We start from the raw sequence: 11298 nt of genomic DNA, 5'->3' as shown, positions 1-11298 counted from the left end.
ATTTTGGTGGGGCGGCTTCGCCGCCCCACCAAAATGTCCATGTCCTAAGCTAGCTAGCAATAGCTATAACCATCAAGCAAAATCGCCTATTTTCGTTTATTGGTACGTTCAATTAGCTGTTCTTATTGTTTTCGGCGATCGCTCAATCCACCAAACGCTTATACAGCAATATATTGAGGATTTTCCAGCTCTCATGCAATCGACGGTTTACCGTTGAGCTTGAGAACCTATTTTTTACAAGCACATTTTTAATATTGAAAACACGATTTGTCGATTTCACTTCGGACATTAATCGACCAAAGCGTTGAAGGGAAGCTTTTTCAGTAATTTTATATTTTTGTTAATCTCTATCAGAAAATTAGGGATGAACTCGATAAAGCCGTGTTACTGTATAAGTAAGGATTTCAAAAACTTATAGCTCTAGCGTTGTTGAGTCGCTAACGTTTGTAGCGATAGCTGGGAGCTAGGGATTCGCGCTAAGTCTGTATCTTTATAGAGCAGCTTGCAAGCGTTGATTCTCTAGGGCGATCGCTTCAAGTAAGAGTTGGGTTTGTTTGGGTCGTCAAGGAAGCGGAGTAAGGCTAGCGTATTTGCAGTTAATGGCTGCAATGTCGCGAGTTTTACAGTAGCTAAGTAGAAAGAGTGTGGCATTAGCTTGTGCTGGTGCGGCACGTTTTTTTCATGCTTCCCTGTTCACAGCCAAACCCTTCAACTCTGATAGGACTTACTCATGAGCGATGGAGTGATTCTGTTCTAAGCGAATTCCTAGTATTCACTTTATTTCCATCTGCTGCTGAGGCTCTCACCATGACCTACCACTCCTTGCCTGTCATCATTCCTGCGCTGGCTACCTGCTATCTTTTAACCATTTATCTATTGCTCACGTTCGCAAGTCGATCGCGTGCATAGCGGGTGAGCTAGGTTCATTAATTGATTACCTATCTTGAAAGAGGCGCACAATTTGTGCGCTTTTTTTGGTTCTGCTATTTGAAGAGTGCTTTAACGACATTGCCCCTAAGCATCTTACGGATTAAGGTCTAACTTTCTCTCTACGGAGTGGCGTGGAGACCGATAGAATTCACGCACAATAGAGAGGATCAATCAACTGGAGTGATGTATGCGCTTATTACACACCATGTTACGGGTCGGCAATTTAGACGAATCGTTGAAGTTTTACTGTGATGTGTTGGGCATGAAACTTCTCCGCCAAAAAGAATATCCCGGTGGCAAATTTACGCTCGCCTTTGTTGGTTACGGCGACGAGTCCGACCATACCGTTTTAGAGTTGACCTACAACTGGGATACGGATCACTATGACCTGGGCAATGGATATGGTCATATCGCCATTGGGGTTGATGATATTTACGGAACCTGTGAGGCTATTCGGCAGCGGGGAGGTAAAGTCACGCGGGAGCCTGGGCCCATGAAGCATGGTTCGACGGTCATCGCCTTTGTCGAAGACCCCAACGGTTACAAGGTTGAACTGATTCAGTTAGGAACGCAAGGCTCTGCCCAAAGCCAAACCGAATCTACACCGCAGCTTGCCACTTCGTAAGGTTCTCAGATTAACCGACGTAGGTTTGATAAAGGTGAGTTAACTGAGCGGCGATCGCCCCAAGCTTCTTTTCAAGGCATTCTTGCCGATCTTTGAGCTGAGCCAAGATTTGATAGCGGGCGATCGCCAGACTTACCTCGGACAGTTCATCAACAGAACAAGGCCGAGACCAAACCTGCCCATTGGAATTGTATCCACATAAAACGTAGGAATACTGAGGCAGAGAAGAATTCTCAGCTTGATTACAAAGCTGATCCACGTATACCATCAGGTCGTCTACGTCGGCATGGCGTAACGTAGCCGCACTAGGACCACTCATATCCAACGGCTTTGATTCAAGCCACCCGTTAACCGCAGGGCCTTCCGCTTCTACTGCACGAATCCGCCGAAGAAGATGCTGGAGTTCTTCGTACCAAGTGCCAACCAGCGTTTCCAATTTTCGAGTGATGTGAAGCACCAAAGCCGGATCGGTGGAAACTGGTGCAAACTCAGACATTTCCAGCTTGGGTAGCGCGGGAGATTGATTTACTTGCAATGATGGAAATAAAGGTTGTAGAGAATGTTTTGGCTGTGAGTCCGCTGATAGGGGTGCGTCTACAGGAGCAGCCATTTCATCATTTGCTGCCCAATTAAAATCGTGACTGGGAGGATTATGAGCAGACGCATCGAGCGATCGCACAGAGAAGGAAACGGGTGGTGCAGGATAATGGGCGATCGCTGCATCCTCTTTCAGCAATTGCTCACTGGACACCCTGGCATTTATCGCTGCACTTTGTCGCTCTAGTTGATTAAGGGCGGCCTCAATTCGTTGAAGGTCTGGCTTCATAAATTCCGCACCTCGATAAACCTTGAAATCAACACAGTGGAAGCTCTACCTCTCCCATCATCTACCGTGCAAACCCAAATATTCTGAATTTAAATGGGTTAGCCTGTCCAGATTAAACCGCTTAGCTTGACCATTTACAGCTAGTCCCAATGGAGACTTACTATTCAGCCTGACTAGCATTTTTGCAGAGATTTAAACTCAACACGCTCCCGATTTCTCGGTTCACTAAACTCGCTAGATTTAGTGAATTTCCTATAATTTATCTGAGGATGCGTTGGAATTCCAAGGAATTTCAAGCATGGAGAGCTAAATATTAGCAAATCTTAAAACATTCCAAACATAGAACTTGTCGTCAAAGAACGGATACATAAAGGGCATGTTAGATTTAGCGAGGACTGCTTTACGCAGGCGGTCTCACGCTACAGTGTTTGCGCCAACACGATTTTTGCTCTAAGTTCGGTTCTACGTTTCTAGGCTATGCAACATATCTGGTATCCCTTTACCCAAGCTAAAACGGCTCCGCTGCCGCTGAAGGTAAAATCGGCTCACGGCGTCTGGTTAGAGCTAGATCAGGGACAGCGAATTATTGACTGCATTTCGAGTTGGTGGGTGAATGTGCATGGTCACGCCCATCCAGCGATCGCCCAGGCGATTTATGACCAGGCCAAACAGCTTGAACACGTTATCTTTGCCGGATTTACCCATGATCCAGCCGAAGAACTCGCAAATCGCCTCGTTCAGCAACTTCCCTCCTCTCTACAGCGGGTGTTCTTCTCCGACAATGGCTCAACGGCTGTCGAAGTCGCGCTCAAAATGGCGTACCAGTTTTGGCGGAATCAAGCGGAGGAGCGCAGGACGTTTATTGCATTCGAGGGAGCCTATCACGGGGATACCGTCGGCGCTATGTCCGTTGGGGCGCGATCGCTCTTTTCCGATGTCTTTTCCGAGCTTTTATTTGAGGTGCATCATGTCCCCTTTCCCGACACCTTCTGGGGCGATGAACAGATAGACGAAAAAGAAGCCCAAGCCATTGCCGTTCTTGAAAAACAACTCGCGGACAATCCCGTTGCAGCAGTGATCATTGAACCCCTGGTGCAAGGGGCAGGCGGGATGCGCATGTGTCGTCCATCGTTTTTGCAGCAGGTTGAGACGGTCGTGCGACAATCGGGGACGCTGCTGATCTTTGATGAAGTGATGACCGGGTTTGGGCGGACAGGAGACTGGTTTGCGTGCCGTCGGGCAGCGGTGTCTCCCGATATTATTTGCCTCTCCAAAGGACTTACTGGAGGATTCTTGCCCCTAGCGGTGACGGTTTGTACAGAAGCCATTTACGACGCGTTTTACAGCGATAATCCCCTCCACACCTTCTACCACGGTCATAGCTACACTGCGAACCCCCTGGGCTGTGCAGCGGCGATCGCCGGACTGGAGCTGATGCACCAGCATGAACCGTTGTTTCGGGGCATGGAAGCTAAGCACATTCGCTATTTAGAAGAACTTCAGGAACATCCCAGTGTTGAAAAACTGCGCGTTACTGGTACCATTGCCGCTTTCGATCTCGTCACCTCTGAGCAACCGGGATACCTGAACCGCATTAGCCCTGTTATCCGAGAACGGGCGATCGCCCACGGATTACTGCTTCGTCCCATCGGAAACATCCTATACATCCTGCCCCCCTACTGCATCACCGACGACGAACTAGAACAGGTTTATCAGGGCATCCAGCACATTTTGCAGGAATTGAAGGATATCATGTGAAGTTGCACCCTTATGTTTGAGCTGGAACTGTGCTTACTCTGCGTCACAACTGGACAACCGCCGATATTCTCGAACTCCTGAATCAACCGCTGTTGGATCTGGTCTACCAGGCGCAGACCGTCCACCGACAGCACAATCCAGAAGGAGACGTGCAGTTGGCAACGCTGATGAGCGTGAAGACGGGGGGATGTGCCGAAAATTGCGCCTACTGTCCGCAGTCCGCCCACTACGAAACCCATGTTGAAAAACCTGCGATCGCCAATGTGGATGAGGTTCTTGCTCAAGCACAGCGAGCCAAAGAGCTGGGTGCAAATCGGTTCTGTATGGGGTGGGCGTGGCGCGAAATTCGGGACGGAGCGGCTTTTGATGCGATGCTAAGCATGGTGGAAGGGGTGCGCGAGTTGGGATTGGAAGCCTGCGTCACGGCAGGAATGTTGAACGAATCCCAAGCCCAGCGCCTTGCCGCTGCCGGACTCACCGCCTACAACCACAATCTTGATACCAGTCCTGAATACTACGACCACATTATTACCACCCGCACCTATGGCGATCGCCTGCAAACCTTAGAGCATGTGCGTCAAGCGGGAATTACAGTCTGTTGCGGTGGCATTATCGGCATGGGCGAAACGACGCGCGATCGCGCCCGATTGCTGGAAATTCTAGCTAACATGGATCCCCATCCCGAAAGTGTGCCGATCAATGCCCTTGTCGCTGTCGAAGGGACACCGCTAGAGGAACAAACCCCCATCGATCCGTTTGACTTGGTGCGGATGTGTGCCACAGCGCGAATTCTGATGCCTACGGCGCGAATTCGTCTGAGTGCCGGACGGACAAGCCTGAGCCGTGAAGCTCAAGCCCTTTGCTTTATGGCAGGTGCAAACTCTATTTTTTATGGAGAGACGCTTTTGACCACGGCCAATCCAGAAATGGACAGCGATCGCCAACTCTTAGAAGCTTTAGGCATCAAAACAACACGAAACTAGCGTTCAAAAAAATCGATCACGCTCATGAAGCGCGACTCATCGGAATCAGGAGGCTCTTATCCCTTAACCCCAACGCTAGTCTACATTGCCTGTTCCGTGCTGCCATTGAAAAGCTCAAATACTTGCTGACAAAAGAGCTTGAGTTTGTGCGTTACGTCTGGAACAGGGGTTACCTCTCCGATAATGTCCCAATTGTTGATCGTGGACAATTGCCACTGTTTGCCTTTGTGGTCGAACCCGGCTAGCTCTAGGCCAATCACCCGATAGGTTTTCGTCACAGGGTCGGAATAAAAACGAATTTGCGCTAAGATGCTGCGACATTGACAGAGGCGACTGCGACCCGGAAAATGAAAGCCCACATCAATGGAATCCGGATCGACCAGATCTCGCGTGTCGCGATTGCTTGCCCACGGTTTCAGATCAACCCGCACATCTGGAAAATGAGCCTTGAAGGCGTTCACAGTTGCCGCAATTTTACCTGCGACTTCAGCAGTCGTTGCTCGTTCAGACGCATTCACTCCGACGGTTCCTCCTCCATCTTTACAGCGGTTCTATACCTTTACAGCGGTTCTATACGGTTGCCCCCAACATGAAAGAAGCGACGTTAACAGTGTTAGACTTGTGCTTTCAAATCTAACAAAGACAGGTATAGACGCTAGTATACAGGTAGGTATTGTTCTCCAAAGCATCAGCTAAATCCCCGGTATCACGGTTCCCCACAATCCCTCTTTAGAAGGATAATGGCTACGACGGAGACGGTTCCTGATGAAGGTTTGGATCGTATGGGCGATCGCCCAACCCAACCCTTTTATCCAAGAGACTCCGTTTAATAGATGGCAGACCATTTGTATACGTTAGGAGTTTGTCAATGGATATGGTTCCCTGTCATATTGTGGTTGATGGTAATCCGGCCATCTTATACACCAGTCGCCACGGTTCACCCGCTAAAGTACTGCCTACTCTAACGCGCTTCTTAGATAAATTCTGGCAAGAGCGAGACACTTCTGGAGAAACGTCTGATACACCTGAGTGTTTACTGGCTCAAATTGTCGTGAGATTTGGGTTTGAACTGTGCGAAGATGACTTTTCCAATCTCCGGGTTGGGCTGAAGTTTCGGCCTGATGTGCAGTATTTGTATCGTGTGAAGAGCGATCGCACTGTTACCGTGTACGTACCCGATGAGGCCTATTGTCAGAATCCCCAGGTTGGACTGGAGGGCTGTCATGTACTTGAGGAGTCTTCCTCGGTGGCATTAGCGTAAGTTAGTCCACCCGGATGAGCCAGTACCCTATCTAAAAAACCATTTAAAGCAGAAGCGGGACCTGTGGTAGAACAAGTCCCGCTTCTAGAGTCACCAATAGAATCAGAATCTGACATAGAAAGTTAAGCAAACGCGACACGAAGTTTTGGACGACTGCTAGGCTCCTCTTCAACAGCAGCATCTGAGGGCACAACCGGAACCAGCATGGAATCGGAAGACCGCACCATCATTTCATGATTCGCAACGGCAGCACGCCACTGGCGACCTGTTTTCCAGGCCAGAAACTTAGTTGCATTCCAGCGAGGATTGGCCGTGTATCCGCCAAACCCTGCCCTAAGCGCAGAATGGTTTTCAGGGGCAATAGAAGTACGTGCAAAGACTCCCTCTGCGATCTCAACAGTCACGAGATTGGTCTTGGTTACTGCGTTAGCCATGATTCCACCTCCCTTATATTCAAATGTGTACAGAAAAGCCACTGAGAATCGGCGTAAACCCAGTGAAGTATGCAGATGCGTCAACCGACAGCACAAGTACAAAGCGGCTCAGAAGACCTGTCTTAGAGCGTCGCTAAGCGCAGATCGCTTACTCTGTTCCAACTAGGCTGCCCAAGTACACCTACAACTAGACAGCCCACTAGGGGCGAGCCTGCTTCCAAACTGTAAGTTGTTTAACATTTGCGAAAGTAACTACTGTTGAGGTAGGCATTAGGCTTAAGCAGCATCGAACCCGAACGTTGACTTGCTTTAGAAGCTCTTACCTGTGTATAGGTTTCGTTACTCTCCTAAACATTAGTGTAGAGGGTACGCTCCAACTGTGCAACCCTGGATACCTGGGAACGGCGATCGCCCCTTTGATACGTCGATTGCGCGGTTTATACGGAATCGGTCAGCAATGTGATGAGGTGATCGAATCCATCGACGCCGATCGCCGCGACAAATTTAGGGCGTTGCGTTTCGAGGAGCGTCTGAAACGAGTCTTCGCCCTGCCGTCCTCGAATGACCCGCAGTAAGTTTGCAGGCTGTCGCCAGAGCGATGATCCGATTTGTTCTAGGAGGTACATCCCTAGGCCACCCGCGACCATCGCGGCATCCAGATTGTCTAAACTCAGTTGCGCTTCGGCCAGGTAGCTGAAGCTAATCGCATGGAGGTAGGTGTCGCCCGTGGCTTGGGCAGCGGCGATCGCCTGTTCGAGAAATTGTAGCGCTGTTTCCGATTGCCCCAAGGCAATGTAGGCCAAGCCCGCACTGCTGAGGCAAAGCGCCTGACTTTGGCGATCGCCCAGTTTTTCGGCAAGCTGCAATCCCTGTAGTAAGCGATCAATGGCGGATTCATAGATTTCGGCCTCCATACGCTCTAGCTGCTGGGCCTGGAACACTTCGCTATAGCCCAGAGTCGCCAGTGCATTGGCTTCGCCGAGGCGATCGCCCGCTTCCCGACTGACGATCACCGCCCGCTGACTGAAATCGATGGCCTCGGCATACCGCTGCTGGAGGGTAGCAATCCGGGCGAGGTGGTTGAGATTTGCGATTTGGCAAGGGCGATCGCCTGCGGTTTGGGCAATATCAAGGGCTTGGTGATGCAAGGCTGTGGCTCGGTCGAGGTTGCCCATGGCACGGGCAGAGTAGCCGAGGAGGGTGAGGATTCGAGCTTTTTCTTGGGTTCCTTCCGCTCGCTTAAGCGGTTCGTCCAGATAATCCAGGGCATCGCGGAGATATTGTCCTGAAAACGACGCAAACACGCCTCCATAGAGGGGGAAGTAGCTGCGTTGGGCAAAACTCCGCAGGATTTGCAGCGTGATTTGGAAACAGGCATCGGATAGCACCGTTGCACTCCCTGTAACGGCACGCCCTTGAAGAACGGCGATCGCTAACTGTGACCACAGCACCGCAAAGGTCAGAAAAGACGACATCGCCAAGGTGCCGCCCAGACGGGCGTCATACACCCGCTTTTCAAACCAGGCGACTAAGCCCTGTTGAATACAACGCAGCACGATCGCCAGTTCCAAAATATCGCCCGCATCCAAGGTCGATGGCGCATGTTCACTGTTGCTGAGCCAATCGAGGGGCGATCGCTCCAGGGACAGGTGCTGAAACAGCGATCGCACAACTGGACGCTGAGCCTTTGTGCCCCAGAGTCGCCACGGCCCCCGTTGACCGACGCCTTCAAATCCCAACGCACGACCGGGCTGATCATAGACCCAGCTCATCAGATCCGGCTCAATCCGTTGCCATTCGCCAATGCCGTTCAGAATTGCCTGATCGAGCTGGAGGGAACTTTCTCCGCCGGATAGCTTGCCAAACTGCTGCATTTTTTTTGCCAGTTCTTGCCACTGGGCCAGGGTCAAGGTCGGATCACGATTGGGGTCGAGCCATTGCAGAATCACGCTGAGGCGATCGCCATTAGGCGTACTCAAAATCTTTTGCAGGGCATCGGCTAATACATTCGAGGCTTGATTGTCCTGTTTCCACCGTTCCCACTCGCTTTGAATGGTTTGTAAGGCCCGCAAACTGCGGGTTGCCTTGGCCTGCTGTAATTCATCCGAGGTTTTCGATGCGGTCTGAAACTGGGTGAGGCGATCGCCCATACAGGCTTCAAACATCTCGGTCTCGCTAACATCCACACCCTCTTGAAGCATCTGAAAGACTTGATCCTTCGAGCGGATTTTACCCTTAAGGGTCATCTGCACAATGGAATTAATCAGGCTCAGGTAGCGATCGCGATCCGGTTGAGTCATCGAAATGTGTCCGTTGCTGTTTACAGTCCTTGGGTAATGGGGAGTTGAGGAGCAGAATTCTCCGCTTCTTTCAGCCAATGCTGTAGCCAGTGTAATACTAATCCTTAAAACTCTAGCGCCTCGATCGTTGAGCTACTGAAACTAAAATCTTTCAAGATGTAGTGGGGGTCCCCCCCAAATTTGGAGTTTGATATTACAATTCACCCAACAGCGAAATCTTAAAATTTGTGGGATTGAGGACAGGCAGTATTGCCCTGGGAATTGCATGCCTGGACTAACTCCCAATCCACAGCTTAACATTTACGAGGAAAGTTAGGTTTTATGGGTGATTCAGGACGAGTTTCAGTCGGTATTGTTGGCGCATCCGGGTACGGCGGAATTCAACTGATGCGCCTGCTTCTCGATCACCCCAATGTAGAGGTAACCTACCTGGGCGGGGATAGCAGCGCGGGCAAGTCCTTCGCGGATTTATACCCCCACATGGGACACCGTACAGACCTCATCATTGAGCCGATTAATTTAGACGTGATGGGCGATCGCTGTGATGTGGTGTTTCTCTCGCTGCCCAACGGTTTGGCCTGTGAGATGGCTCCGGTACTGTTGAACAAAGGCTGCAAAGTGTTGGATCTCTCCGCAGACTATCGGTTCCGCAATCTTCAGACCTACGAAACCTGGTACGGCAAAGAACGAACAGCGGATCGGGCGATCGCTGAAACCGCCGTGTATGGGTTGCCCGAACTCTATCGCGATCGCATTGCTGAAGCGAATCTCGTCGGCTGTCCAGGATGCTATGTCACCGCCAGCCTGATCGCCTTGTCGCCACTGATGAAGCAAGGCTTAATCGTGCCAGAAACGGCCATTATTGATGCGAAGTCAGGAACGTCGGGGGCAGGTCGGCAGGCGAAAACCAATATTTTGCTCGCAGAAGCGGATAATTCCCTCGGTGCGTACAACGTGGCGCGTCATCGCCATACGCCCGAAATTGAGGAAACCTGTAGTGAGTTGGCTGGGCATGAAGTGACCGTTCAGTTTACGCCTCACTTGATCCCCATGGTGCGCGGCATTCTCGCAACAGTGTATGCGACTCTCCGCGATCCCGGTCTGGTTCGGGAAGATTTGCTGACCATTTATCAAGCCTTTTATCGGCAATCTCCCTGGGTGCGGATTCTGCCCAGCGGCATCTTTCCCCAAACGAAATGGGCGGCTGGAACGAATATGTGCTTCATTGGCCTTGAGGTTGATCCCCGCACCGATCGCATCATTGTCATGTCCGCCATTGATAATTTGATGAAGGGTCAGGCGGGTCAAGCGGTGCAGTGTCTCAATATCATGATGGGCTGGGATGAACGGTTGGGTCTCCCGCAAATGTGCTTCTATCCCTAAAGGACGGTTGCATGACTATTAATTAGGGCGATCGCCCCCGTTTGGCTTGAACCCGGACGTCTAGAATAGGACAGCATCCAAGCCCCGATGCTGGGCAACTTATCGCGGCTATAAGCAAAGAGTCAGTAGTCAGGAGTTAAGTTTCGATGCAATACTTTCAATGTAAGGACGGTTGTGGTTGATGCCAATACTTGTCCTGCGATATTCAAACGGAGGGAAAGCCCAATGGTCTACACATCCACGTCAGCTTATGAGTCTACCACCGCTTCAGCTAAGCCCCGTGATGTGCAAGTATTCCCCATCGCCCAAGATACCCTAATGCTGCGATCGCGCAGTTGGAGTCGGCTCCGGTTTGAGATTGAGTATGCTCTAGAACGGGGTACGACCGCCAATGCGTATTTGATCACGGCAGACAAGTCCGCGTTGCTTGATCCTCCGGGTGAATCCTTCACCGAAATTTTCTTGACGGCACTGGAGCAGCGGTTTGATCTCCGGACGCTAGACTATGTCGTGCTGGGACACATCAATCCCAACCGGATCGCGACCCTGAAAACCTTGCTCGAAAAAGCTCCTCAGATTACTGTTGTTTGTTCCAATCCTGCCGCGATCGCCCTTCGCAATACCCTGCCGGATACAACTGTCAGGATTCAAGTGATGAAGGGAGCTTCTGATGAACACCTAGATCTGGGACAGGGACACGTCCTTGACTTTATTCCGACACCGACACCTCGCTATCCCGATAGCCTTTGCACCTACGATCCCAAAACGCAGGTTCTCTTCACCGATAAATTCTTCGGG

The 11298-nt window shown here is 50.8% G+C and carries 10 protein-coding genes; 6 read left to right on the top strand and 4 right to left on the bottom strand.

The genetic code is table 11. The features are described 5' to 3' along the window. Positions 1-1117: 1117 nt before the first annotated feature. The gene (gene gloA / locus IGR76_10595) at positions 1118-1555 is read left to right on the top strand and encodes a lactoylglutathione lyase (GenBank protein ID MBF2078941.1); all 438 of its coding nucleotides are present in this window, start codon (positions 1118-1120) and stop codon (positions 1553-1555) included. Between the two features lie 10 nt (positions 1556-1565). On the opposite strand, the gene IGR76_10590 is transcribed toward gloA, so the two are convergent. Then, complete coding sequence (locus IGR76_10590; protein ID MBF2078940.1) at positions 1566-2306, bottom strand: hypothetical protein; 741 nt, start codon at positions 2304-2306, stop codon at positions 1566-1568. 552 nt (positions 2307-2858) lie between these two features. On the opposite strand from IGR76_10590, the gene bioA reads away from it, so the two are divergent. Together bioA and bioB are read left to right on the top strand one after the other, a co-directional pair. Continuing rightward, on the top strand, positions 2859-4139 hold the full coding sequence (gene bioA / locus IGR76_10585; protein ID MBF2078939.1) for an adenosylmethionine--8-amino-7-oxononanoate transaminase: 1281 nt from the start codon (positions 2859-2861) through the stop codon (positions 4137-4139). Positions 4140-4168: 29 nt separating this feature from the next. Next, the gene (gene bioB, locus IGR76_10580) at positions 4169-5122 is read left to right on the top strand and encodes a biotin synthase BioB (GenBank protein MBF2078938.1); all 954 of its coding nucleotides are present in this window, start codon (positions 4169-4171) and stop codon (positions 5120-5122) included. Between the two features lie 80 nt (positions 5123-5202). Here bioB and IGR76_10575 read toward each other — a convergent pair whose 3' ends face one another. Further along, positions 5203-5640 carry a hypothetical protein gene (locus IGR76_10575; GenBank protein MBF2078937.1) on the bottom strand — a complete coding sequence of 146 codons (438 nt, stop codon included), beginning with the start codon at positions 5638-5640 and terminating at the stop codon, positions 5203-5205. A gap of 356 nt (positions 5641-5996) precedes the next feature. On the opposite strand from IGR76_10575, the gene IGR76_10570 reads away from it, so the two are divergent. Next, entirely contained in the window at positions 5997-6383 is a 387-nt protein-coding gene (locus IGR76_10570; protein MBF2078936.1) for a histidine kinase, read from the top strand. 122 nt (positions 6384-6505) lie between these two features. Here the strand turns inward: IGR76_10570 and IGR76_10565 are convergent, their stop codons facing one another. Both IGR76_10565 and IGR76_10560 read right to left on the bottom strand, forming a co-directional pair. Continuing rightward, complete coding sequence (locus IGR76_10565; protein ID MBF2078935.1) at positions 6506-6817, bottom strand: hypothetical protein; 312 nt, start codon at positions 6815-6817, stop codon at positions 6506-6508. Between the two features lie 437 nt (positions 6818-7254). Then, the gene (locus IGR76_10560; protein MBF2078934.1) at positions 7255-9117 is read right to left on the bottom strand and encodes a tetratricopeptide repeat protein; all 1863 of its coding nucleotides are present in this window, start codon (positions 9115-9117) and stop codon (positions 7255-7257) included. 321 nt (positions 9118-9438) lie between these two features. Here IGR76_10560 and IGR76_10555 point away from each other — a divergent pair, with 321 nt between their 5' ends. Both IGR76_10555 and IGR76_10550 read left to right on the top strand, forming a co-directional pair. Next, positions 9439-10500, top strand: a complete 1062-nt coding sequence (locus IGR76_10555; GenBank protein MBF2078933.1) for an N-acetyl-gamma-glutamyl-phosphate reductase — start codon at positions 9439-9441, stop codon at positions 10498-10500. A gap of 225 nt (positions 10501-10725) precedes the next feature. Further along, a partial coding sequence (locus IGR76_10550; protein ID MBF2078932.1) for an FprA family A-type flavoprotein occupies positions 10726-11298 on the top strand: 573 nt, incomplete at its 3' end.

The sequence above is a fragment of the Synechococcales cyanobacterium T60_A2020_003 genome, assembly GCA_015272205.1.
Taxonomy (GTDB): domain Bacteria; phylum Cyanobacteriota; class Cyanobacteriia; order RECH01; family RECH01; genus JACYMB01.
Note: the sequence above shows the minus strand (reverse complement) of the source record. Positions and strands in the feature narration are given on the sequence as shown.

Excerpts from the sequence above, each read along its gene's own strand:
- gloA (MBF2078941.1), top strand. The coding sequence starts at position 1,118 with ATGCGCTTATTACACACCATGTTACGGGTCGGCAATTTAGACGAATCG.
- bioA (MBF2078939.1), top strand. The coding sequence starts at position 2,859 with ATGCAACATATCTGGTATCCCTTTACCCAAGCTAAAACGGCTCCGCTG.
- IGR76_10570 (MBF2078936.1), top strand. The coding sequence starts at position 5,997 with ATGGTTCCCTGTCATATTGTGGTTGATGGTAATCCGGCCATCTTATAC.
- IGR76_10565 (MBF2078935.1), bottom strand. The coding sequence starts at position 6,817 with ATGGCTAACGCAGTAACCAAGACCAATCTCGTGACTGTTGAGATCGCA.
- IGR76_10560 (MBF2078934.1), bottom strand. The coding sequence starts at position 9,117 with ATGACTCAACCGGATCGCGATCGCTACCTGAGCCTGATTAATTCCATT.
- IGR76_10555 (MBF2078933.1), top strand. The coding sequence starts at position 9,439 with ATGGGTGATTCAGGACGAGTTTCAGTCGGTATTGTTGGCGCATCCGGG.